The organism is Ruegeria sp. YTSC230 (genome assembly GCF_059609665.1).
In genome coordinates this window covers 469,754-492,267 of the sequence record NZ_JBXWMC010000001.1, presented here as the reverse complement: position 1 = coordinate 492,267, position 22,514 = coordinate 469,754, and the positions used below count along the sequence as shown (strand labels likewise).

The window sequence follows — 22,514 nt, the reverse complement described above, 5'->3', positions numbered from 1 at the left end:
TGACGTGATCGCATTCGTCAAGTTCTGTCAACAAAACTCGCCCAAGGCAGGAGCCTAAAATGCCCCATTCAGATCCGGCCTTCAGCCGCGCCGAGTACGACCGCAGATTGGCAAAGACCCGCGCCGCCATGGCAGCCGCCGGGTTGGATGCTATGTTTGTCGAAGATCCTTCAAACATGGCATGGCTGACGGGCTATGAGGGCTGGTCGTTCTATGTGCATCAAGGGGTACTTGTGCTTCAGGATGCCGACCCGATCTGGTGGGGCCGAAATCAGGATGCCAACGGCGCGCGTAAAACTGTTTGGATGTCCAATGACCGGATCCACGGCTATGCGGACGAATACGTACAATCCACCGTGCGTCACCCCATGCAGGATCTGGCAGCGCTGATTGCGGATACTGGTATCGCGAAGGGGCGGATCGGTGTCGAGTTGGACAATTATTATTATTCAGCCAAAGCGCACCTGACTTTGCTGGCGGAGTTGCCCGACGCAGAGCTGGTCGACGCAAACACATTGGTGAACTGGCAGCGTGTCGTGAAATCCGATGAGGAAATTGCGCTAATGCGAAAAGCTGCCCGGATATCCGAGCATGTGACCGACGGCGTATTGGAGCGCATCGAACCGGGTATGCGCAAGAACGACCTCGTCGCGCAAATCTACCATGACGCAGTCACCGGAGTTGGCGAGGATTGGGGCGATTACGCGGCCATTGTGCCGCTGCTCCCGTCCGGCCCGGATGCCGCCGCACCACACCTGACTTGGGATGGTGAGCCGTTCAAATCCGGAGAGTGTACATTTTTCGAACTGTCGGGCTGCTATCGCCGCTACCACGCGCCCTTCTGCCGCTCGGTCTTTTTGGGTAAGCCACCCGACTATTTGCTTCGTGCTGAAGCCGCGCTGGTAGAGGGTCTTGAAGCGGGACTAGAGGCCGCGCGGGCCGGCAATCAGGCGCGTGATATCGCGTTGGCTCTGGCTGCCCCGCTGGAACGGGCGGGTATCGAGCGCGGCGCGCGATGCGGTTATCCGATTGGCCTCAGCTATCCACCCGATTGGGGCGAACGCACGATCTCTCTCCGCCCCGAGGATGAGACCGTATTGGAACCGGGCATGACCTTTCACTTCATGCCCGGCCTCTGGATGGATGATTGGGGGTTGGAGATCACTGAGCCGATCCTCATCACAGATTCCGGACCTGCCGAATGTTTCTGCAACCGCCCCAGAAAGCTGTTTGTGAAGCCATGACTTTACCCAGAACCATGGAAATACTAGCCGACCTGATCGCTTTTGAGACGGTGTCAGCGGACTCGAATCTGGAAATGATCAGCTATCTGACCGAACGGCTCGAGGCACTGGGCGCGCGATGTATCGTCACGCGGGACAAGACTGGCACCAAGGCCAATGTGTTTGCCACGATCGGCCCCGATCAACCCGGTGGTATCCTTCTGTCCGGCCATACGGATGTGGTGCCGGTGGCCGATCAGGACTGGACGACAGATCCGTTTAAGTTGGCGGAAAGTGACGGCAAACTCCACGGTCGCGGCACATGCGACATGAAGGGCTTCATCGCAGCGGCGGTGGCTTTCGGCGAAACGCTGGATGTGGACAAGCTGACCCAGCCGCTGCACTTTGCCTTTACTTACGACGAGGAAGTCGGCTGCCTTGGTGCGCAAACTCTGGTCGATGACCTGTCTGAACGTGGCATCGTTCCGGACATCGCCATCATCGGCGAGCCGACCGAAATGCGCGTGATAGAGGGGCACAAGGGCTGCTTTGAATATACCACCCGCTTCTCGGGTCTAGAGGGACACAGCTCTGCCCCCGATGACGGGGTGAATGCTGCGGAATATGCCGCGCGCTATATCGGCAAACTGCTGGAGTTGCGCCATATCCTCAAGTCCCGCGCACCCGCCGACAGCCGGTTCGAGCCGCCTTGGACGACGGTCAATATCGGCCAAATTTCGGGCGGCGTTGCCCACAACGTCATAGCCAGCAAGGCCGAGGTCTTGTGGGAGATGCGCCCAGTGCAGGCAAGTGACGCCGACCTCGTCAAAAAGACCCTTTCGGACTACGTAGAGCATTCTTTGCTGCCGGAGATGCAAGCGGTCCACAGCGACTCGAGTATCACGCAAGAGGCTATCGCCGAGGTCGAAGGTCTTGAACCCATGGAAGAAAACGCGGCTCGTGATCTGGTGGCCGAACTGACCGGCGCGAATGGCAGTGGCGTTGTCGCCTTTGCGACCGAGGCCGGGCTGTTCCAGAAACTGGGCGTTCACGCAATTGTCTGCGGGCCGGGTTCAATCGCACAGGCCCACAAGGCAGACGAGTTCCTTGAAATCGAACAGCTGGACCTGTGCTGCAGAATGCTGACCCGATTGGGTCAGCGCCTGACCCGTTAACCGGTACCGTGCGTGCGGTCGTATCTTGACCGACCCGGTTGCACATGTGCAGCCCGCGCTTCTTCGCCGGGATCGTAAACTTCCATCAGCAACGGATAGCAGGCCGCCGCGTCTGACGAGTGTTCCGAGGAACAATCCCCTCCGGGGCACGCAGACAGGCCGACGATCAGATCGATTTCAGCGTAGAACTCAAGGTAATCGCCAGGGCGAACCGGGCTGGCTTTCATAAAATACTGGCCGGTATCGCGGGTAAATCCAGTGCACATGAACACGTTCAGAACGTCATGCACCAGCATCTCGGCCTCATGCAGCGGCAGGTCGCAATGGCTGGCCAGCGCGCGGGTCAGGTTCGAGTGGCAGCAATAGTGATAGTCGTCCCCCGAAAGCAAACGCCCGGTATACGGGTCACACCGCGTGCCGATCACATCATGGACCGAGCCGCCAAAGGCATCGAACCCGTACCAATCCAGCGTATCGGCAACGATCGTAGCCATCGGTCGCATGTTGGGAAAGCTCGACCACATCCGGTCTCCGGTCGACAGGTGCGTGCCGTGCAGCGCGCGGGTTTTGCCGGAATAGAACCGCTCAGTCAGGTCATGCTTATTCCACATGTTCAGGTCGCCAACCTGCGGGCCGTCGACCGAAACCACCCTGACGAAAGCGCCAGCCGGAACACCAATGCATGCCGCATCGCGTGGTGCCGCAGTGACCTCAGCCACCTTTACCGCATCCTCGCGAAGCTTGCTCAAACCGTTCAGATCAGGCTGCTTCAGCGCATCCGGCGGATAGCATATTACAGGGGCAATGGCCTTGCGCTCGGCGCCATCGGCCGGTGGTGGGAAGTTCGGTTTTGTCAGTTTCATGCGCCCCTCACTTCCCTGCAGAAATCTCTGCCTTTCCGAATCCTTAGCGCATTATGAAGGGGTTCGCCATCGGCTCTTGCGCGGTGCTGATCCAGGTTGTCTTGGTTCTGGTGTAATCCAGTATTGCCTCAACACCCGCCTCGCGACCATATCCCGACTGATTGAACCCGCCGAACGGCGCAATGGGTGAGATCGCGCGATAGGTGTTCACCCAGCAGATACCGGCCCTGATCCGTTTCGAAACACGGTGTGCACGCGCAAGGTTCTGCGTGAACACGCCCGAGCCCAACCCGTAAGGGGTGCTGTTTGCCAGCGCGATAGCCTCTTCTTCGGTATCGAACGGCAGCAAGGACATGACAGGTCCGAACATTTCGATCTTCAAGGTTTCGGTCTCTGGTGACACGCATTCGACCAAAGTGGGATTCATGTAATTTCCGGGACGGTCTGCAGTTTCTCCGCCGAAATGGATCGTCGCGCCCTGCCCCTGCGCTTTGCCTAAAGTCTCTTCGATCTTGCGCACCTGCGCTGCCGTGCACAGCGGGCCGACATGCGTCTCCGGCTGCAGGGGATCACCCAACCGGATGGCGCTGGCCTTTTCGGCGATCCGTTCAACCAGAGGCCCCAGGATCGACCGTTGCACCAGTCCGCGCGTGCCCGCCACACAACTCTGACCGGATGCGCCGAAGTTACCCGCGATCAGGCCGTTTGCTGCACCGTCCAAATCGGCGTCCTCAAACACGAGGATCGGCGACTTTCCACCCAGCTCCAATGACGTGACCGCAAAGTTCTCAGCCGAGTTTCGCACCACATGGCGGGCGGTTTCAGGCCCACCCGTAAAGGCAATTCGGTCGACATCCGGGTGCCGGGTCAGTGGGATCGCGCAGTTTTCGGCGTCACCGGTGATAACCGACACAACGCCGGACGGGAACCCAGCCTGTTCAATCAGCTTGGCGAATTCCAGCATGGGTGCGGGCGCGATTTCCGATGCTTTCAGCACCACGGAACACCCGGCAGCCAACGCCGGGCCTAGCTTGGTCGCGGTCAGGAACATTTGCGCATTCCACGGCACGATCGCGGCCACGACGCCGATCGCTTCGCGTGTGGTAAAGACGTGCATGTCGGGCTTGTCGATGGGCAGGACCGTGCCTTCGATCTTGTCTGCCAGCCCCGCAAAGTAACGGTAGTAGTCCGCGACATACCCGGTCTGTGCCGAGGTTTCAGCCAACAACTTTCCGCTGTCGGTCGTCTCCAACTCACCCAGGCGCTTGGCGTTTTCTGCCACCAGATCGGCAAGACGATACAGCAGCTTGCCCCGCTGCGTCTGTGTCATATCCCGCCATTCCGGGTCATCCAGAACCCGTTTGGCGGCGGCGATGGCGAGTTCAACATCACTGGGCGCGGCGCACGCGAATGTGGCCCACCCCTGGCCCGTGGCCGGGTTCTGTGACGTCATCACCTGCGAGGCTGATCCTTCGGTCCAGACGCCGTCAATGAACAGCTGAAAATGCGGTAGGTTTCCCATTGTGGTCCTCACTGAAATGCCGGCATCACGTCGTCGATGAATCGCGCCAAAGAGGCACGCTTACGTTCGTTGGTCATGCCGCTGTCGACCCAGAACGAAAACTCGTCATAACCCAGATCTTCATAGCGCTTGATCCGGTCGATCACCTGTTGGGCGGTCCCAACTGTCAGATCACGGCCCAAATTTTCTTTGGTATACATCGGGTTCGCGTCCATCTCGGCTTCGGTAATCGGCTTGATCAAGCCCTGTTCAACCGGCCGTTTGTTCATGAACCATGCACCAAAGTAATTGTAGTACCGGCGCAGATTTTGCACGCCCCGCGCAACATCGTCGTCATCCTTGCCGACATAGGTGTGGTGTAACAACATGATCTTGGGGCGCGGCCCCGCGTAGCTGTCACAGGCATCGTTGAACCGCCCCATCAGGGTCTCGATCTCTTCCATACCCTGCCACAGCGGGGTGACCTGAATATTGAATCCGTTGTGAACGCCGAATTCGTGGCTGTTAGGATCCCGCGCGGCGATCCAGATTGGCGGGCCGTCCTCCTGATATGGCTTCGGTGCCGAAGTTGCGGCCGGAAACGCATAGAACTCGCCTTCATGGGCACAATCGCCCTTCCAGATCTGAGGCAACAGCGGAGTGGACTCGCGCATGCGCTGCCCTGCCTCCCAAGCGTCCATTCCTGGCATCAGACGTTCGTATTCATAGGAATACGCACCGCGCGCGATCCCCAACTCGATACGACCTTTCGTCATCTGATCCGCCGCGGCGGCCTCACCTGCCAGTTTGATGGGATGCCAGAACGGCGCAATTACCGTTCCGGTCCCCAACCGCACATTGCGCGTGTGATGCGCCAGATCGACCAGCGACAGAAACGGATTGGGGGCAATGGTGAACTCCATCCCGTGATGTTCACCGGTCCAAACTGCCCGCATCCCCCCGTCATCAGCCATCTTCACCAGGCTCACGAATTCATCATACAGAACATCGTGAGGCTGATCCGGGGTCAGACGTTCCACGTGGGCAAACAGTGAAAACTCCATCAAATGGCTCCTTTACCGAAACTGTGAATTTCGCCGCGCTCGGCGTCACCGAGATACAGCCCGAAAACGCCTTCGCGGGCTTCAAGGGCGTAGCGGGTCATCATGTGGTGCAAACTTTTGCTGGCATAGGTCAGATCGGCCAGATCGCCGATGTCTACCCATTCGGCATTGTCCGTCTGGGTGGTCTGACCGCAGGACGCTAGAAAGAACGTATAGTGCAGGTTCGTTTCGGCATCGTTGAACGAAGAATAGACCTGTTCGATCTGCGCCTGAATGCCCCGATCAGAAAGGCCCTGTGCCAACCTGTTGCGTTGCCCCCCGGGTTCTGCACCGGCGATTTGAACCGGGCGAAATGCGCCTTCGTAGCGCTCCAGAAGAACTTTGCCATTTGCCGCAACGATCGCGCCGCAGATTGTCGGAACCTGCGCGTCCATCTGACGCTCGAGCCCAAGACTGAAATACGACCCGTTCACATAACCCAGACCGTTTCCACCGATATGGGTGAAGTCTGTGACACGACCAATCAGAACCGTGTGGTCGCCTGCGGGCAGCGCCTGATGCGTTTCACAACTGAACTGTGCCAGCGCCCCGTCGATCAGCGGCAAGCCATTGGCTCCGTCGCGATGCGCCACCCGACCAAATCGGTCGCCCTTGAAACTTGCGAAAGTGTTGGAGACGCCCTGCTGCCCATCTGCTAGAACATTGACCGCAAAATGTGTGCATCCGGCAAAGGTATCGTGGCTGGACAGAAACTTGCCGGGACACACCAACAGCAAAGGTGGATCAAGCGACACGGACGTGAAGGAATTCGCCGTGAACCCGACCGGATTGCCGGAAAAATCCCGGGTAGTCACAACCGTCACGCCAGTCATGAAGTTGCCGAATGCATCACGCAGGGCGCGGGTATCAACCTCGGTCATGGCAGGCACCTCCGAATGAACTCAAGCAATTTGGCGTTAACAGCAGCCGGGTGCGTCATGGGCATCATGTGGGCGGCGTTCGGAACAATTTCGACACGCCCATTTGTCACCTTCTGCGCCATGCCCTGTGACATACCTGGTGTAGAATTCGGCTCATCCCCGCCCGTCATAAACAGTGTGGGGCATTTGATTTGCCCCAGTTGTGCGTCAGTCGGCCCATCGCTTTCGGCGAAGACGGTATAGGCCGCTTTGTATGCGCCCGGGTGGACATCTTTCAGCCAACGCGAACAGGCTTCGCATTCTTCGGAAACCTGATCGCCGAACCAACGCTGCAAGGTCACGGTAGGATCGTTCATGGCCGCAGCATCCAGTTCCACCGCGCGGGTCGTGACAGCCGCACGCGCTTCGGGGGTTCGGCGGTAAATTGCGTTCAACGCGGCAACGCCTCTCACCTGATCATGCCCCGATGCCGCAATGTCCAAAGCGATCAAAGCTCCCATGGAATGCCCAATCAGAACGGCAGGCTCGGTCAATCGGGCCGCGATCGGGTTGGCGTACCCATCCAGCCCCATAGCACCTTGAAACTGGGTTTTTCCGTGCCCGGGCATATCCGGACACAGAACACGATACCCGGCGGCAGACAGCGCATCGATTTGCGCGCCCCAGGCTTCGGCCCGCAAGCCAACGCCATGGAGCAGAACCACAAGCGGGCCTTCGCCTTCGTCTATCGCGGCGAGCCCGCCGATGTCAGACCGAGGCCGGGTTGTCCACGTCATGGCCCAGATCCTTCAAGTCCTGATAACGGTCGCCGATGCGATGATGCGGACGGCCCGAGGTTGCTCCGCCCAAAACCACGACGATCTCATCCGCACGGGGCGCGTCGGGGATGGCGAATTGCAGCGTCAGATAGTGTGACCGGCGGCCCGCATCATTCTTGTCCATCAGTGGCACCATGATCGGCGAGTTTGCCGGGCCCCGAGTGTTGGTGAATGAAAGATAGGACTTGGCGTCAACCGCCTGCCGGAAGATGTTCCCGAAATGCAGAGTGTGGATCAGGCCCGAGGCATGCTCGACCTCTCCGTCCAGCCCCACAACCGCAGCCTTGCCATAAGCCTCAATCGCCTCACCGCTTCCGGCCAGCGCGATCATCCTGTCGGTCAGTTCTTGACCCAGGATTGGGCCATAGGCCAAAATTTCCGGCCGTAGATCTTCGACGAAACGTCCAGCCCAAGGGTTGGTAACAACCGCTGCTACAGCAAACATGCGCCACGGCCGTTCGGCTTTGCGATATCCTTCGATCAGAACTTCTTCGTCGAAGGTCACTATTTTACGAATTTCCGGCTGCACGTTATCCCCCAATCTTGAGTACGAGAAATATCTTTGATTGGCCGGCACTTTGACAAACGAAAGAAGTTGGGTCTTAGGTATTAACAAAGCTACTAGGTCGGTTGCACATGCCCAAAACACTGCCCCCCCTTACATGGTTCAGGTCTTTCGAGGCCGCGGCCCGAAGGTTGAGCTCAACAGCTGCGGCGGATGAAATCGGATTGACCCAATCCGCCGTAAGCCAGCAAATCAGGTCGCTGGAATCTCGGCTGGGCGTCGTACTGTTTCATCGGCATCCGCGCGGTCTTTCCTTGACGGATGAAGGCCGAAAGCTGCTGCCGCAGGTCGAAGCCGCACTGCAATTGCTGCAATCCGCCGCCTCTCCGTATTTGGCAGAGGAACGGGCCAGACACGTCACTGTGGCGGCGTCGATCAGCATCATCGAATGGTTGATTTCCCCTGCCCTGCCCCAGTTTCGCGACCAAAACCCAGATACGTCCATTCGCTTTGTCAGCACGATCTGGCCGGATGAATACTCGGCCCTGCGCGCCGATGTTGAAATCCGGTTCGGGTCAGAAAAACAAGTCGGGCGGGATGCAAAACCGTTACTGCCGAATGACCTGATCGCGGTAAAAGCACCTGGCTTGGTTGGCGCTTTTCAGGACTTGCCCCTGATCGAGGCCGTGGGAACGTCAGACAACTGGTCCACATGGGCGGAAGTCACCGGTCATAAAATCCATACCCCGGCCTATTATGTCGATTCTTACGGGCTCGCCTTGCAATTGGCGGCTTCCGGGAACGGCGTGGCCTTGGTGAATGCACTTATCGCCGATCACGCTCTGCAGACCGGACAGGTCGCGCGTGCTTTCGATGAGACTGCTCCAGCGGCCGAAGGGTACTTTCTGGCCGTGCAGCGCGCATCACCCGAGGTTGACGCCTTTGTATCATGGTTTTCACAATTGGTTCCCGGCTCGTCACACCAAAGGGTCTGATTCAGACACACCAATGTCGCATCTGAGGATATCGCTGAGCAGGAAAATAGTGAATTCTGGCAAAAAAGGTCCGATTCATGCGATATTCAGGCTTTCGAGTCATCAAAGAGGCGCTTACCGGCCACAAAGGGTGGAAACCGGTCTGGCGTGACCCCGAACCCAAAGTTCATTACGACATTATCGTCATAGGCGGTGGTGGTCATGGGCTGGCGACGGCCCATTATCTGTCCAAGGTCTACGGTCATCGCAATGTCGCGGTTGTCGAAAAGGGCTGGATCGGCGGCGGCAATGTCGGGCGGAACACGACAATCGTTCGCTCGAACTACATGCTGGACGGGAATGAGCCGTTCTATGAATTCTCGATGAAACTGTGGGAAGGGCTTGAACAAGACCTGAACTACAACGCCATGATGAGCCAGCGCGGAATACTCAACCTGTTCCACACGGATGGTCAGCGCGACGCTTATACGCGGCGCGGCAATGCGATGATCCTGCACGGTGCAGATGCCGAATTGCTGGATGCCGATCAGGTACGCAAAGAACACCCCTATCTGAATTTCGACGACGCGCGTTTCCCGATCAAAGGCGGTTTGGCCCAGCGGCGGGGCGGCACCGCGCGCCATGATGCGGTGGCCTGGGGCTTTGCCCGATCCGCGGACAGCCACGGTGTCGACATCATCCAGAATTGCGAAGTCACTGGTCTGCGTATCGAGAACGGCAAATGCCTGGGCGTCGAGACCTCAAAGGGCTTTATCGGGGCTAACAAAGTCGGCTGCGCTGTTGCCGGAAACTCGGGCCGGGTGATGGGCATGGCGGGCATGCGCCTACCGATCGAAAGCCACGTGTTGCAGGCGTTTGTGTCCGAGGGTCTGAAGCCGGTTCTGCCCAGCGTCATCACCTATGGGGCCGGACATTTCTATGTCAGCCAGTCCGACAAAGGCGGGCTCGTCTTTGGCGGTGATATCGACGGCTATAACACCTACGCCCAACGTGGAAATCTACCCGTGGTCGAGGATGTCTGCGAGGGCGGCGTCTCGTTGATGCCGATGATCGGCCGCTCACGTCTGCTGCGTATGTGGGGCGGTGTTATGGACATGTCTATGGATGGTTCACCCATCATCGACCGCACTCCGGTTGAGGGTCTCTATTTCAATGGTGGCTGGTGCTATGGCGGGTTCAAGGCGACCCCGGCGTCCGGTTACTGTTTTGCGCATCTGTTGGCGCAGGACGAACCGCACTCTACCGCCACGGCCTATCGCTTCGACCGGTTCCGCACAGGCCGGATGATCGACGAAAAAGGCGTGGGCAACCAGCCCAACCTGCATTGAGGGGAGCACAACAATGATTATCAACCATCCCCTTCTGGGCCCGCGCGACGCATCTGAGTTCACCTATCTGGGTGACGCGTCACTGATCAACCGCCCGGACTGGCAGGCCGAAGACGCGGCGGAAGCGTTCTATGAATACGGGTATCTGCGCGACAATCCCGCAGGCGAGCATCAAGAACTGTGGTATCATGAGGCTGGCGACCGGTCGTGGCTGGTCGTGACCCGCGACACCACCACTCATGAAATTTCCAAGGTAGAACTGGCCCGCGATGTGGCCCGCGCGCGGGGGCGATCCAAATGACGCAATCCAACAGGCTGAGCGGTGGCCAGATCGACCGCAACACCACAGTGAACTTTCGGTTCGACAACCGCAACTATACCGCCCATCCCGGCGATACGCTGGCTTCGGCTTTGCTGGCCAATGACGTGCGGTTGATCGGACGCTCGTTCAAGTATCACCGCCCGCGCGGCCTGCTGACCGCCGGATCCGAGGAGCCCAACGGCATTGTCGAGCTGCGCTCTGGCAACCGGCAGGAACCCAACACACGTGCCACCACGACGGAGATGTTTGACGGGCTTGAGGCGCAATCGCAGAACCGTTGGCCCAGCCTGAAATTCGATGCGCTTGGCGTAAACGACCTGTTCTCGAATTTCCTGTCCGCCGGGTTCTACTACAAGACCTTCATGTGGCCGGCCGCTTTTTGGGAAAAAATCTATGAGCCGATCATTCGCCGCGCCGCTGGCCTTGGCTCTTTGTCGATGGAGGCTGATCCCGACGAATATGACAAAGGGTTCCGCCACTGCGACCTGCTGATCATCGGCGCGGGTCCATCGGGCTTGATGGCAGCCCTGACTGCAGGACGCGCGGGTGCGGACGTTATTCTGGCTGATGAGGATTTTCGGTTCGGCGGACGTCTGAACAGCGAGACATTTTCGGTTGGCGATCTAGGCAGCGGCGATTGGGCCGCGCAGGCTGTGGCAGAACTGTCCTCCATGCCCAACGTCCGGCTGATGGCCAGAACCACTGTCATCGGCGCCTTCGACCACGGCATCTATGGCGCTGTTGAACGCACCGGGGATCATGTGGCCACCCTGCCCGCCGGTAAACCGCGCCAGATCCTGTGGCGTATCTACACCAAGAAAGCCTTGCTGTGTGCGGGGTCGACTGAACGGCCCATCGCGTTCGAAAACAACGATCGCCCTGGCATCATGATGGCCAGCGCGTTGCGAACCTATGCCAATCGGTTCGCGGCCACTGCCTCTCAGCGCGTGGCGATCTTTACCAACAACGACGACGGTCACCGCACCGCTGTCGACCTGCATGCCAAGGGCGTTCACATTTGCGCCGTTATCGATGTGCGTGAGGATGCTCCGGTCAACTACGATTACGAAGTCCTGAGCGGCGCTCAGGTTGTGAATACCAAGGGGCGTCTCGGTCTGACCTTTGTCGAAGTTGCCTTGCCCGACGGCTCGACCCGCACGCTGGATTGCGGCGCGCTGGGCGTTTCGGGGGGTTGGAATCCGAATGTGCACCTGACCTGCCATCAGCGCGGGCGTCCGGTCTGGAACAACGATCTGGCCGCCTTTGTGCCCGGTTCAAATCTGCCCGTCGGATTGACTGTCGCGGGCGCAGCGAACGGAGTGATGTCTACGCAAGGTGCATTGCAATCCGGTGCCGAGGCTGCCGCGGCAGCGCTGGAGCTGAGCGTTGCTCAGCCTGTCTTGCCCGAGGCCGAGGATACTCCGATCGCGCAGAAACCGTTCTGGTATGTCGAAGGCTGCAAACGCGCATGGCTAGACCAGCAAAACGACGTGACCGTCAAGGACGTCAAACTCAGCTATCAGGAAGGGTTCCGGTCAGTTGAACACCTGAAACGCTATACCACGCTTGGCATGGCGACCGATCAGGGCAAGACATCGAACATCAGCGCTTTGGCGATCATGGCCGAGGTGGCCGGAAAGACGATCCCCGAAACAGGGACAACCATTTTCCGCCCGCCTTACACGCCTGTTCCGATCAGCACCTTCGCCGGTCGGATGAAGGGACAAGAATTCCACCCCACGCGCCTGACGCCCTCGCATTATTGGGCCAAGGAGAAGGGCGCTGTGTTTGTCGAGGTCGGCAACTGGCTGCGCGCGCAATGGTTCCCCCTTCCGGGTGAGACTCATTGGCGTGAATCAGTGGACCGTGAAGTGCGCCAGACCCGCGCGTCCGTCGGGGTGTGCGACTGTACGACACTTGGAAAAATCGACGTGCAGGGCGCGGACGCGGCTGATTTCCTGAACCGCGTCTACGCGAACGGTTTCGCCAAGCTTCCCGTGGGAAAAACCCGCTATGGCCTGATGCTTCGCGAAGACGGCATGGTGATGGATGATGGCACAGCCGCGCGTCTGGCCGAGGATCATTTTGTCGTCACAACGACCACGGCCAACGCGGTAAATGTCTATCGTCACATGGAATTTGTGCGCCAATGCCTGTTCCCGGATATGGATGTGCAGCTGATCTCGACCACCGAATCCTGGGCGCAATATGCTGTCGCTGGTCCCAATTCGCGCAAGCTGCTGCAAAAGATCGTCGACCCTGAATTCGACATTTCAAACGAGGCATTTCCGTTCATGGGCTGTGGCAACATTACGGTCTGCGGCGGGTTGCGCGCGCGGCTGTTCCGGATCTCATTCTCGGGAGAGTTGGCGTTCGAAATCGCGGTACCCTCACGCTATGGCGATGCGCTGATGCGGCGTCTGATGACCGAGGGTGAAGAATTTGAGGTTGTCCCTTACGGCACCGAAGCGCTGGGCGTCATGCGGATCGAAAAGGGCCACGCGGCCGGCAACGAGCTGAACGGCACCACAACGGCATTGAATCTTGGATTGGGTAAGATGGTGTCGAAAAAGAAAGACAGCATCGGATCGACCCTGTCCGAACGAGAGGCCTTGGTAGAACCGGATGTCCTGCGGCTGGTCGGGATCAAACCGGTATCGCCCGAAGAGAAAGTCACCGCTGGTGGCCATTTGATGAACACGACCGGCCCGGTGGATGCCGCGCACGATCAGGGCTATGTCACTTCGGCTGCGTATTCGCCTATTCTGAACAGCAATATCGGGCTGGGTCTTTTGAAGGATGGCGCAAACCGGATGGGCGAGAAAATGCGCCTCGTGTCCCCATTGACCGATCTGACCGTCGAGGTCGAAATCGTATCGGCCCATTTCGTTGACCCCGAAGGAGAGCGTCTGCGTGCATGATCTAGTTGCAATAACCGCATTGGGCGGGTCCGAACCGCAGGTCGACACTGTTGGCGGGGTTACGTGCCGGGAAGTTCCGGGCGTCGCGCTGGCATCCGTCGCCGCGCGGATGGGACAGGAATCCAAAGCCAGCAAAGCCCTGGCAAAACTGATCGGTGCCCCTGCACCTGGCATCGGCCAACATGCCGGTGACACTGTCACTGCCTTTTGGGCCGGTCCGGATCAGTGGATGATCGAGGCGCCTTTTGACACGCACGAAGAGCTTACTGATCAAGTGAAGTCCGCTTTGGGCGATACCGCGTCGGTGACAGAACAGACCGACGGTTGGACACGGTTCGACCTGAATGGGGGTCAAATACCAGCAGTGCTGGAGCTGTTGTGCATGCTGGATCTCCGTAAAATGGACGCGGGCAGCGTCGCCCGTTGCTCAATTCACCACATTGGCTGCTTTGTTCTCTGTCGGTCAGACGAGGCGTTCAGCATTTATGGCCCTCGTTCATCCGCCGGATCGTTGCACCATGCCATCGTCACTGCAATGCGTTCGGCGCTGTAAAGCAGTGTCAGACTGACGGCAGCGGCGCATTACCTTCAACGCGGAAGCGGTTGATCCTACGGCGATCTTCGCTGGGGCTTAGCCCAAAGGCCGACCGGTAATGTGTCACAAGCGGCGCCACTGAACCATACCCGATCGCAGCCGCGATATCTGCGATTGGGTCTTTGGTATAGACCACCATCTGCCGTGCCGCCTTCATGCGCATTGCGCGATAGTAATGGCTGGGGCTTTGGCCTGTCGCCTGCTTAAAGGCGCGTTCCACCTGGCGTGGCGTGACCCCGATTTGCTGTGCGGCCTCTGCGATGGAAATCGGATCGCTCATATGACCGGCGAACAGGTCGACGCAGCGCGACACCAACGGCGGAAGGCTGTCGCCAGTTTCCGGCGCAGTCGTGGTGGGAACCTGTTGCCGCACACCTGCCCCGCGCATCATCGGATGTTGAAACCAGCAGGCGACCTCATGCGCGACGTCGCCGCCCAGCCGATCCTCGATCAGATGCAGGGCCAGATCGAACCCGGCAGCAGCACCGGCTGCGGTGTAGCGCGTGGCCGTTTTCACTATCACCTCGCTACGCGAGTCGACTTCGGGAAACTCAGCCAGAAATGCGGCCTCATAGCACCAATGGACGGAAACAGGTTGCCCCCCCATCACCCCGGACCGGACCAAAGGGAAAACCCCACCGCTAATCCCGCCCAAAACGGTGCCATGCCGTCCGAGACTGCGCAGAGCACCGTTGCCAACGGTTGTGTTGTCAAAGCCGGACGTTGGGCTGCTGAGAAGGAACAAAATGTCGATATCCTTGCAGTCGGCCAGAGACTTCTCAGCCTCGAACCGTACACCTGCGCTGGATTTTACTTTCTGTTGACGCTCGGACAGCAGCGACCAACAGAACGCCTCTTGCCCGGCGATTTCATTGGCCGCCCGCAACGGCTCGATCACCGAGGTCAGGCAGGCCATGGGAAAGCCGTCAAACAGCAAAAAGCCGATTTTGATTCTGTCTTCGTTTCGCATAAGGCTGTTCTAGCAAGATTTCCACAACTGCCCTATGCGAAGTTCATGCCCACCGGATCAAGCCGATGATCGCCGAGGCCGCATAGAACCCCTGCAACAACAGGAACGTCCAGCGGCGATCAATCACGGCCCAGGCCGCAAACAGGCCCGAGGACAGTAACAACAGGGCAAACCCGAACAGCTCGGCCCCTGTATTAGACGCGATCAACAAGGCATAGGCCATGGCCAGAACCGATCCAGTGATTTCGAATACCGTCGTCAGACCGCGCCGGTCACGGGTTTTGATTTGATCCGTCATAGCTCAGCCCTTTCGCTTCAGGAGATTGATCAGCGGCGCGGGTGTCTGTTTGGGCTGATCATTTATCGGGGATTGACCGCAGTTTTTCGGCAACTTGTGAACGACGGGAACTTGATCGGTAACCGACCCATTAAGCGCCGGATCCCAAGGTCGTTCAGACTGACCAAGACGCGCCAGATCGAATAAGCGTACCCTCTTGCCCGCCGCAGCCCGTACAGGCAGCACGTCGCGCCGGATGTAAGAAAATGTGCTGTGGATCAAAACCACCGGATCGTCTTCCCCATGGGTTCCGGGGACCATCCGCGGGGTTTTGATCACTGTGTGATCCGGGACGAGATGCGGCATGCGAATGCTCCTGAGCTTTGGATTTCCTGACCAGTAGTTCAATACTGGCGCGTGACACAAATGAATGATATTCATGACTCAATTAAAATATGTCATGGCTTCACAAATGACCGACCGATTGGAAATTGACGCCCTGCGCGCCCTTCTGGCTATCGCAACCCATGGCGGCGTGACGCGCGCGGCCGAGCATCTGGCGCTGTCGCAATCAGCAGTCAGCCACAAAATCAGACGGTTAGAGCAAGCCCTGGACTGCGATCTGCTGGCGCGCCGACCCGGTGGCCCTCTGTTCACAGAAACAGGTTTTCGCCTGTGCGACTATGCCCGCCGAATATGTGCCCTGCACGATGAGGCGCTTGCCAGTTTGGGCAAGAAACCCTTGGCCGGCGCACTCCGGCTGGGCATGACCGAAGACACGGCAACCAGCGACATCGCCCGCATATTGGGTCGTTTCACACGGCTTTACCCGGACGTTCAGGTCCGAACACGCACCAGTCAAAGTCTGAACGTGCAAGAGTGGTTGAAGGCCGGAGAGTTGGATGTCGCCGTCATGCAAATCTTTCGGCACGATACGCGGCCAGATGACCTGATCTTGTTCGAGGACACTCTGCACTGGGTAAAATCACCGGATTTCCAACTGGATACGACAGCACCTGTTCCCTTTCTGTCCTTCGACAGCCAATGTTTCTATCGCAAATGGGGCTTCGGAGATGGGCAGCTGCAAGGGCACCGCTTCGACAACGTATTAGAATGCCCAAGCGCCACTGGCATTCAGTTGGCCGTGCGGTCCGGTTTGGGCGTCGCCCTGTTGAATGGAATGCATGTCACACCGGACATAGAGGTGATCAAAGGCGTGTTCCCCGATCCCCCGGCCATCGTTTTTGTCGCGCGTATGCATGTTAAGCGCCGAAACCCTGCCGCGATGGCGCTGGTACAAGAGATTAGCCGCGAGGTTGAAGGCGCCAACCCTTTGAAAGTGGTCAGCTGAGTGTTTGTACCGGAAGAGCCTAAACAACGACCTCCACGATGGTCGGGTTTTTCGTCGACTTCTGCGGATAGGAGGAGTGGTTTGGTGAAGGAACCAAAGACCGAGAGTTAGGACAATCAGCTCCTCAGGTCAGGCCTGATCAATTGCGCGGTCCCGTTTCTGCAACGCGCGGATACGCATCCGCTGGGCCGCATGAACATGGGCGCGCATCGCCAGCTCGGCTGCGTCGCCGTCGCGGGCCTTCAAGGCTTCCATCACACGGCGATGCTCACCCGCAGCATCGTCTGCGCGCTGACCGTCCAGCATTTGGGACGGGCCCAATATCAACAACGCCTTTTGCAGCGATAACATCGACTTTGTGAGAAAGCGGTTTTTGGCGGCATCCAACAGCGTGGCATGGAAAATACGGTTCAACTGAGCGGCCACTGGACCGGTGCCAGCCTCGGCAAGGCGATTGTTCAGGACATTAAGTTCGTCCAGTTCCACATCCGAAGCCGCGCGTGCCGCCAACCGTGCCGCTGTTCCTTCAAGTACGGCGCGCATTTCATACAGCTCCATAACTTCCGAATAGCTCAGGTTGCGAACCGTTGCGCCCAGCCTAGGGACATGCGTCACCAACCCATCCGCTTCGAGTTGCCGTATCGCTTCGCGCACAGGCGTTCGGCTGACACCCAGTCTTTCGGACAGCTCGATCTCTCTCAGCCGTTCACCAGGTAACAAAACACCCTCGCGAATTTCATCCAGCAAGCGCTGATAAGCGGAATTCCCCTGCGGGCTGGCCTGATTAGGATCTTCTTGAGTTTTCATCGTTCTCAATCTTGCATATTGGATTTCTTTGTATACACTTGGATACATGTCTTAGTCAACGAAATCGGACACTATCCTTGACCGCCTCAAGCCTTCATTTGTCGCCGCTGATGCAACGGTCAGTCACGCTGATATTGGCTATGTTGGGAACTGCAGTTTTTTGGGTGTTGAACCTGCCGCTGCCCTTTCTGTTCGGGCCGATGTCAGCGTGTTTGATTGCAGCTTTGGCACACGCACCCATGCGGGATTTCGGGCAAATCTCGGTCGGGTCCAGAACCATTCTTGGCGTCGCGGTCGGGGCGTCGATCACACCCAACCTGTTCGCCGAACTTCCAAAGATGGCTGCGTCCCTTCTGCTGATACCAGTATTTATCCTGCTGATTGCAATGGTTGGCGTGCCGTTCTTTCGCAAATTCTGGGGTTTTGACGACAAAACTGCGTTTTTTGCGGCCATGCCGGGCGGGTTTCAGGACATGGTTATCTTTGGAGCCGAGGCCGGTGCCAATCCGCGAACCCTGTCGCTGATCCACGGGACACGCGTATTGATTATCGTCACCCTTGCCCCTTTGTTCCTGACTTTGTTTTACGGTGCCGAACTGACCAACCCACTGGGCGAACCTGCTTCGGCCCTACCCTTGCATGAGCTGATACTCATGGCGGTCGCAGCTTTTGTCGGCTGGAAAGGTGGAGAGAAGATCGGGCTTTTCGGTGCCTCGATTCTTGGACCATTAATCCTGACAGCGGCCTTGTCGCTTGGGGATTTCATCCATACCCGCCCCCCGCGCGAGGCGATCCTGTTCGCCCAGTTCTTCATCGGCTGTGGGATCGGCGTCAAATTCGTCGGCGTTACGTGGTCGGAACTCACACGCGTCGTGGCGGCTGGGTTCACCTATGTGATCTTGCTGGCCATTCTGGCCGCTGCTTTCACGGCAGTGGTCACCACGCTGGGGCTGGGCCGTCCGGTCGAAGCCTTTCTAGCTTTTGCACCGGGCGGCCAGGCAGAGATGACGGTGCTGGCCATCGTATCGGGGGCGGATCTGGGGTATGTGGTCACACACCACCTGGCGCGCATTGTCGTCGTGATCATCGGCGCGCCAATCGCGGCCAACCTACTTCTGCGCTGGTCGAAATCCAGGGATTGACGGATTCACGTCCAAACGCGGCTGGATGAATGTTGATAGGGGATTGTGGCGGAGAGACAGGGATTCGAACCCTGGAGACGGTCTCCCGCCTACACACTTTCCAGGCGTGCGCCTTCGACCACTCGGCCACCTCTCCGTGCCGGCGTTATTTGAACTATCGCCGAGGGATTTGCAAGGCCCCATTGAGGTGAAATTTCACCTGAAATCGAAAGCCTTGCAAAGGCGTTTAAATCTCGTCGCCGTCACCATCAGCCAAATCGCCCTCGGTCATCTCGACGGGATTTGTGGATGGCTTTGCGGACGGTATTTCGCCGGTGTTCTTGCTGGGTTGGGCTTCGCTGCCCTGCAACACCTCGGGATTACGCAACCAGAGATCGCGCTGTGCAAACGGGATTTCGATCCCCTCGTCGACGAAGCGCCGGTTGATCTCGTGGTTCATGTCGGATTTGACCGACAACACCCAGTTCACATCGCGCAGGATGGCCCGGATTTCAAAGTCCAGCGAATCTGCACCAAACCCCTGGAACACCACACTGGGTGCTGGATTCGCCAAAACCATCGGATGCGCATTCGCAATCTCACCCAGGATTTTTTCCACCAACCGGGTATCAGTCCCATAGGCGACCCCGACCGGTACAATCACCCGCCCGATCGTATTGCCGCGTGTATAGTTCGTGACAACGCCGCTGATCAGATCCGAGTTCGGAACGATCACATCCGTTCGGTCAAACGTCTCGATCCGCGTGGACCGGACGGAAATATCACGGACGTACCCCATCATCCCATTCACGTCGATCCAATCCCCTTTCGAGATTGGGCGTTCGACCAACAGGATAATGCCCGACACAAAGTTCGACACGATGGTTTGCAGACCAAAGCCGATCCCGACTGACAACGCACCGGCAACAATAGCCAGCGATGACAGGTTGAAACCGGCAATCGTTATCGCAACCAGCGCGGCCAGGAAAATACCGACATACCCGGTGCCCGAAACAATCGCGTTTTGCCCGCCTGGATCAATGCTGGTCTTTGGCAACAGAGAATTGCGCAGCCCGCTTTGCAGCATCCGCGTCAGGCCATAGCCGATGGCAAATATGACAAGGAACGTAAAGAAGTTGCTGGGCGAGATGGTTACCCCGCCAATGTCAAACCCCTGCAGCAGGCGCGACCAGACTTCCTGCAGGTCGGTTTGACGCGCACCCCAATACAGCGCGAGCACGGGCATAGCCACAATGGCCATTGCAAAGCCGATGAGAACCGAAAACAGCGAGTCCTTGGCCTTATCGCCCTGCCCGCCAAGCCAGCCGTAAACAGACGTCAGGAAGCGTTGGACGATGACCAGCGCTGCAATAAGAACCAATGAACGCACGGCCGGGAAAACGATTGCCTCAGCCGCATTCGTATACCCCAGCATCGCTAAAATCGGGCTGGCGATCCCCAGGAAGAACAAAGCGCGTCGAATGAACTCGACCAGTTGGCTGAACCCGGCAGCGCGGGCCGTTTCGGACGGCTCACCTGCATCGACCGGGACATCAACACTGCGGACGCGACGGACGCGAAGAAGAAGCAAAGCTGTTGCGACGATGACCGGAAAGGCGACGACGGCGCGCGTCGCATCCGAGATATTTTCGATCTGATCGAACAGGTTCACCAGTTCATGCAGGATCAGGAGCCCGGCAAGAAAATCGAGGTAGACGCGTAACTCAGTGACTTTCTGGCGGGACAGTTTTTTGAACCCCTGCGCCGCTTGCAGCACGTAAACCTGTCGGCCAATCCAGTCATAATAAAGGATGATCGCCGCCCAATAGGGCACGTTTTCCATCAACAGCGTCCCGCGCAGCCCCAGGACACCTGTCATCACAACCGCCTGAACCAGAAGCCAGACGCCGAACCAGGGGAGGATAATACGCAGCAACGAGGTCAGGAACGTCCATACGCCACTTCCCTGCCCCCCAAGTGCTCGCAGACGCGCACCAGCGGCTTCCGACCAGCGCTTACCGTAAAACAGCAGCACGCCGGCGACGAAAACCAAGGCCAGAATTCCCAGCCCACGGGACCGCAATCGTTCATGCACCACGTCAGTTTTCAGGTTCCGACGCGCTTCGTTGAACAACGCTTGCGCAGCTTCGTTCACATCAACCCAAGCCGGTCGCCAGTAGGAGGGGTTCAGGGGCGACGGTCCGCGCTCTAAAAGTTCTTTCGCCTGACGGTCCCGCAAAAGTTTATCTATCTCGGATATCAGACCATTGGCCCGGCTGAATGCCTCTTCTGAGATGATCTGCGGGACGCGCAAACTATTCAGCTGCTCGTTTAGGTGCTTTCGTAGTGTGGCAATGTCTTCCGGTTCGGTGGCGTCGCCTTCGGGCGCAGCACCAAGAGCCTTGATCTGATTTTCAAGCGTCTGGATGCGTTCGGTGTTTGCACCGCGTGCCCGATTGAAATCATCTCTATAGCCGTTGATCTCTGAGCGCAGGTTTTCGAGCGAAGCGTTCGACGCACGATCGGCCTCGATTACAGTCTCGGCACGGTCCGCCGTTTTGACCCAGCCTTGATAGTATTCGCTTTGACGATCTGTAAGCTGCGCGGCAGCGGGGCCGCAAACTATCGCAAAACAAACCGCAACAAGGGTCAGGAACAGGCGAACACGCCGCAGCATCACACGTCCTCAAAAACGCCGGGGATACTGCGTGGAGCTTCAGTCATCCAGCCCGGGACAGGCAATTCCTTTTCACGCAGAAAGTCCGGGTTGAACAGCTTGGACTGATAGCGAGTTCCGTAGTCACACAGGATGGTCACGATGGTGTGGCCTGGTCCCAGATCTTTGGCCAGACGTACCGCACCAGCCATGTTAATGGCGGTTGAACCGCCCATGACCAGGCCTTCATCGCGCAGCAGATCAAAGATGTAAGGCAGCGCCTCGTTGTCCGTCATCTGATACGCAAAGTCAGGTTTGAACCCCTCAAGGTTCTTGGTGATACGCACCTGACCGATGCCTTCGGCGATCGAGCCGCCCTCCATCGCGATTTCGCCGGTGGTGTAATACGAATACAGCCCAGCCCCCATCGGATCGACCAGACCGATCTTGACGCCTTTGGGCTGCAACGCGTCCGCTACGCCCGCCAATGTACCGCCCGAGCCCACGGCACAGACGAACCCGTCAACTTTGCCATCGGTCTGTTCCCAGATTTCGGGACCGGTCGTTTCCACATGCGCCTGACGGTTCGCAACATTGTCGAACTGGTTGGCCCAGATCGCGCCGTTGGGCTCGGTCTGCGCCAGTTCTTCGGCCAAACGACGGGAATAGTGTACGAAATTGTTGGGGTTGCGATACGGTGCGGCCGGAACCTGAACCAGCTGAGCGCCAGCTAGTCGCAGCATGTCCTTTTTCTCTTCGGACTGCGTTTCCGGGATGACAATGACGGTCTTGAACCCCATCGACGCACCAACAAGCGCCAAACCGATCCCGGTGTTACCCGCCGTACCTTCGACAATGGTGCCGCCCGGTTTCAGGTCACCACGCGCAATGGCATCGCGGATGATGTAGAGCGCCGCACGATCCTTGACCGACTGGCCGGGGTTCATGAATTCGGCCTTGCCGAGAATCTCGCACCCGGTCTCTTCGCTGATGCGACGCAGCCGGATCAGCGGGGTTTTTCCGACTGCGTCGGCAAGGTCTCGTGCAATGCGCATGGCGCCCTCATTTCATTTCGGATCAACGCAGATTTACCTGTGGTGCG

Annotated in this window: 21 protein-coding genes and 1 tRNA gene; 9 read left to right on the top strand and 13 right to left on the bottom strand. The window is 58.3% G+C overall.

The features are described 5' to 3' along the window. Nucleotides 1–59: 59 nt before the first annotated feature. Together AC2FD9_RS02290 and argE are read left to right on the top strand one after the other, a co-directional pair. On the top strand, nt 60–1,244 hold the full coding sequence (locus AC2FD9_RS02290) for a M24 family metallopeptidase (protein WP_496835189.1): 1,185 nt from the start codon (nt 60–62) through the stop codon (nt 1,242–1,244). Between the two features lie 14 nt (nt 1,245–1,258). Next, on the top strand, nt 1,259–2,398 hold the full coding sequence (argE, locus tag AC2FD9_RS02285) for an acetylornithine deacetylase (protein WP_496835187.1): 1,140 nt from the start codon (nt 1,259–1,261) through the stop codon (nt 2,396–2,398). Here argE and AC2FD9_RS02280 read toward each other — a convergent pair. The 6 genes from AC2FD9_RS02280 to AC2FD9_RS02255 are packed head-to-tail and all read right to left on the bottom strand — an operon-like array spanning nt 2,395 to nt 8,093. Beyond that, nucleotides 2,395–3,261: an urea carboxylase-associated family protein gene (locus AC2FD9_RS02280; protein WP_496835185.1), complete on the bottom strand. Its 867-nt coding sequence runs from the start codon at nt 3,259–3,261 to the stop codon at nt 2,395–2,397. The genes argE and AC2FD9_RS02280 overlap by 4 nt on opposite strands. Nucleotides 3,262–3,304: 43 nt before the next feature. After that, on the bottom strand, nt 3,305–4,783 hold the full coding sequence (locus AC2FD9_RS02275; protein WP_496835183.1) for an aldehyde dehydrogenase: 1,479 nt from the start codon (nt 4,781–4,783) through the stop codon (nt 3,305–3,307). Nucleotides 4,784–4,791: 8 nt separating this feature from the next. After that, nucleotides 4,792–5,826, bottom strand: a complete 1,035-nt coding sequence (locus tag AC2FD9_RS02270) for an LLM class flavin-dependent oxidoreductase (protein ID WP_496835181.1) — start codon at nt 5,824–5,826, stop codon at nt 4,792–4,794. After that, nucleotides 5,826–6,746 (bottom strand): flavin reductase family protein, encoded by a 921-nt coding sequence (locus AC2FD9_RS02265; RefSeq protein WP_496835180.1) that lies wholly within the window; start codon nt 6,744–6,746, stop codon nt 5,826–5,828. The genes AC2FD9_RS02270 and AC2FD9_RS02265 overlap by 1 nt, the downstream gene beginning before the upstream one ends. Next, nucleotides 6,743–7,522, bottom strand: coding sequence for an alpha/beta fold hydrolase (locus tag AC2FD9_RS02260; protein WP_496835178.1), 780 nt, complete (start codon nt 7,520–7,522; stop codon nt 6,743–6,745). The genes AC2FD9_RS02265 and AC2FD9_RS02260 overlap by 4 nt, the downstream gene beginning before the upstream one ends. Then, complete coding sequence (locus AC2FD9_RS02255) at nt 7,494–8,093, bottom strand: amino acid synthesis family protein (protein WP_472723643.1); 600 nt, start codon at nt 8,091–8,093, stop codon at nt 7,494–7,496. The genes AC2FD9_RS02260 and AC2FD9_RS02255 overlap by 29 nt, the downstream gene beginning before the upstream one ends. 107 nt (nt 8,094–8,200) lie before the next feature. Here AC2FD9_RS02255 and AC2FD9_RS02250 point away from each other — a divergent pair, with 107 nt between their 5' ends. The 5 genes from AC2FD9_RS02250 to AC2FD9_RS02230 all read left to right on the top strand — a co-directional run bounded on the left by AC2FD9_RS02250 (nt 8,201) and on the right by AC2FD9_RS02230 (nt 14,188). Next, nucleotides 8,201–9,064: a LysR family transcriptional regulator gene (locus tag AC2FD9_RS02250; RefSeq protein WP_082649149.1), complete on the top strand. Its 864-nt coding sequence runs from the start codon at nt 8,201–8,203 to the stop codon at nt 9,062–9,064. Nucleotides 9,065–9,141: 77 nt separating this feature from the next. Further along, on the top strand, nt 9,142–10,392 hold the full coding sequence (locus tag AC2FD9_RS02245) for a sarcosine oxidase subunit beta family protein (RefSeq protein ID WP_496835176.1): 1,251 nt from the start codon (nt 9,142–9,144) through the stop codon (nt 10,390–10,392). Nucleotides 10,393–10,405: 13 nt separating this feature from the next. Beyond that, nucleotides 10,406–10,693, top strand: coding sequence for a sarcosine oxidase subunit delta (locus tag AC2FD9_RS02240; RefSeq protein ID WP_108858784.1), 288 nt, complete (start codon nt 10,406–10,408; stop codon nt 10,691–10,693). Next, nucleotides 10,690–13,635 (top strand): sarcosine oxidase subunit alpha family protein, encoded by a 2,946-nt coding sequence (locus tag AC2FD9_RS02235; protein ID WP_496835174.1) that lies wholly within the window; start codon nt 10,690–10,692, stop codon nt 13,633–13,635. Before AC2FD9_RS02240 ends, AC2FD9_RS02235 begins: the two co-directional genes overlap by 4 nt. Continuing rightward, nucleotides 13,628–14,188 carry a sarcosine oxidase subunit gamma gene (locus AC2FD9_RS02230; protein ID WP_496835172.1) on the top strand — a complete coding sequence of 187 codons (561 nt, stop codon included), beginning with the start codon at nt 13,628–13,630 and terminating at the stop codon, nt 14,186–14,188. The genes AC2FD9_RS02235 and AC2FD9_RS02230 overlap by 8 nt, the downstream gene beginning before the upstream one ends. A 7-nt stretch (nt 14,189–14,195) precedes the next feature. Here the strand turns inward: AC2FD9_RS02230 and AC2FD9_RS02225 are convergent, their stop codons facing one another. From AC2FD9_RS02225 to AC2FD9_RS02215, 3 genes are read right to left on the bottom strand one after another with little or no spacing between them, the layout of a single operon-like run. Beyond that, nucleotides 14,196–15,200, bottom strand: a complete 1,005-nt coding sequence (locus tag AC2FD9_RS02225) for a GlxA family transcriptional regulator (RefSeq protein ID WP_108858787.1) — start codon at nt 15,198–15,200, stop codon at nt 14,196–14,198. A gap of 43 nt (nt 15,201–15,243) precedes the next feature. Next, nucleotides 15,244–15,498: a hypothetical protein gene (locus AC2FD9_RS02220; protein ID WP_108858788.1), complete on the bottom strand. Its 255-nt coding sequence runs from the start codon at nt 15,496–15,498 to the stop codon at nt 15,244–15,246. 3 nt (nt 15,499–15,501) lie between these two features. Next, nucleotides 15,502–15,843, bottom strand: a complete 342-nt coding sequence (locus AC2FD9_RS02215; protein ID WP_496835169.1) for a hypothetical protein — start codon at nt 15,841–15,843, stop codon at nt 15,502–15,504. Nucleotides 15,844–15,916: 73 nt separating this feature from the next. Here AC2FD9_RS02215 and AC2FD9_RS02210 point away from each other — a divergent pair, with 73 nt between their 5' ends. Then, on the top strand, nt 15,917–16,828 hold the full coding sequence (locus tag AC2FD9_RS02210) for a LysR family transcriptional regulator (protein ID WP_496835168.1): 912 nt from the start codon (nt 15,917–15,919) through the stop codon (nt 16,826–16,828). Between the two features lie 129 nt (nt 16,829–16,957). On the opposite strand, the gene AC2FD9_RS02205 is transcribed toward AC2FD9_RS02210, so the two are convergent. Then, nucleotides 16,958–17,635, bottom strand: coding sequence for a GntR family transcriptional regulator (locus AC2FD9_RS02205; protein WP_496695240.1), 678 nt, complete (start codon nt 17,633–17,635; stop codon nt 16,958–16,960). Nucleotides 17,636–17,745: 110 nt separating this feature from the next. Between AC2FD9_RS02205 and AC2FD9_RS02200 the strand changes: the two genes are divergently transcribed. Continuing rightward, nucleotides 17,746–18,777, top strand: coding sequence for an AbrB family transcriptional regulator (locus AC2FD9_RS02200; RefSeq protein WP_496695238.1), 1,032 nt, complete (start codon nt 17,746–17,748; stop codon nt 18,775–18,777). 46 nt (nt 18,778–18,823) lie between these two features. On the opposite strand, the gene AC2FD9_RS02195 is transcribed toward AC2FD9_RS02200, so the two are convergent. The 3 genes from AC2FD9_RS02195 to AC2FD9_RS02185 all read right to left on the bottom strand — a co-directional run bounded on the left by AC2FD9_RS02195 (nt 18,824) and on the right by AC2FD9_RS02185 (nt 22,467). Further along, nucleotides 18,824–18,913: transfer RNA gene (locus AC2FD9_RS02195), tRNA-Ser, on the bottom strand. 90 nt (nt 18,914–19,003) lie between these two features. Continuing rightward, the gene (locus tag AC2FD9_RS02190) at nt 19,004–21,433 is read right to left on the bottom strand and encodes a DUF3772 domain-containing protein (RefSeq protein WP_496835166.1); all 2,430 of its coding nucleotides are present in this window, start codon (nt 21,431–21,433) and stop codon (nt 19,004–19,006) included. Further along, complete coding sequence (locus tag AC2FD9_RS02185; RefSeq protein ID WP_282168446.1) at nt 21,433–22,467, bottom strand: cysteine synthase A; 1,035 nt, start codon at nt 22,465–22,467, stop codon at nt 21,433–21,435. Before AC2FD9_RS02185 ends, AC2FD9_RS02190 begins: the two co-directional genes overlap by 1 nt. Between the last annotated feature and the right edge of the window lie 47 nt (nt 22,468–22,514).

Excerpts from the sequence above, each read along its gene's own strand:
- AC2FD9_RS02290 (WP_496835189.1), top strand. The coding sequence starts at position 60 with ATGCCCCATTCAGATCCGGCCTTCAGCCGCGCCGAGTACGACCGCAGA.
- argE (WP_496835187.1), top strand. The coding sequence starts at position 1,259 with ATGGAAATACTAGCCGACCTGATCGCTTTTGAGACGGTGTCAGCGGAC.
- AC2FD9_RS02280 (WP_496835185.1), bottom strand. The coding sequence starts at position 3,261 with ATGAAACTGACAAAACCGAACTTCCCACCACCGGCCGATGGCGCCGAG.
- AC2FD9_RS02275 (WP_496835183.1), bottom strand. The coding sequence starts at position 4,783 with ATGGGAAACCTACCGCATTTTCAGCTGTTCATTGACGGCGTCTGGACC.
- AC2FD9_RS02270 (WP_496835181.1), bottom strand. The coding sequence starts at position 5,826 with ATGGAGTTTTCACTGTTTGCCCACGTGGAACGTCTGACCCCGGATCAG.
- AC2FD9_RS02265 (WP_496835180.1), bottom strand. The coding sequence starts at position 6,746 with ATGACCGAGGTTGATACCCGCGCCCTGCGTGATGCATTCGGCAACTTC.
- AC2FD9_RS02260 (WP_496835178.1), bottom strand. The coding sequence starts at position 7,522 with ATGACGTGGACAACCCGGCCTCGGTCTGACATCGGCGGGCTCGCCGCG.
- AC2FD9_RS02250 (WP_082649149.1), top strand. The coding sequence starts at position 8,201 with ATGCCCAAAACACTGCCCCCCCTTACATGGTTCAGGTCTTTCGAGGCC.
- AC2FD9_RS02245 (WP_496835176.1), top strand. The coding sequence starts at position 9,142 with ATGCGATATTCAGGCTTTCGAGTCATCAAAGAGGCGCTTACCGGCCAC.
- AC2FD9_RS02240 (WP_108858784.1), top strand. The coding sequence starts at position 10,406 with ATGATTATCAACCATCCCCTTCTGGGCCCGCGCGACGCATCTGAGTTC.
- AC2FD9_RS02235 (WP_496835174.1), top strand. The coding sequence starts at position 10,690 with ATGACGCAATCCAACAGGCTGAGCGGTGGCCAGATCGACCGCAACACC.
- AC2FD9_RS02225 (WP_108858787.1), bottom strand. The coding sequence starts at position 15,200 with ATGCGAAACGAAGACAGAATCAAAATCGGCTTTTTGCTGTTTGACGGC.
- AC2FD9_RS02220 (WP_108858788.1), bottom strand. The coding sequence starts at position 15,498 with ATGACGGATCAAATCAAAACCCGTGACCGGCGCGGTCTGACGACGGTA.
- AC2FD9_RS02215 (WP_496835169.1), bottom strand. The coding sequence starts at position 15,843 with ATGCCGCATCTCGTCCCGGATCACACAGTGATCAAAACCCCGCGGATG.
- AC2FD9_RS02210 (WP_496835168.1), top strand. The coding sequence starts at position 15,917 with ATGACTCAATTAAAATATGTCATGGCTTCACAAATGACCGACCGATTG.
- AC2FD9_RS02205 (WP_496695240.1), bottom strand. The coding sequence starts at position 17,635 with ATGAAAACTCAAGAAGATCCTAATCAGGCCAGCCCGCAGGGGAATTCC.
- AC2FD9_RS02200 (WP_496695238.1), top strand. The coding sequence starts at position 17,746 with ATGCAACGGTCAGTCACGCTGATATTGGCTATGTTGGGAACTGCAGTT.
- AC2FD9_RS02190 (WP_496835166.1), bottom strand. The coding sequence starts at position 21,433 with ATGCTGCGGCGTGTTCGCCTGTTCCTGACCCTTGTTGCGGTTTGTTTT.
- AC2FD9_RS02185 (WP_282168446.1), bottom strand. The coding sequence starts at position 22,467 with ATGCGCATTGCACGAGACCTTGCCGACGCAGTCGGAAAAACCCCGCTG.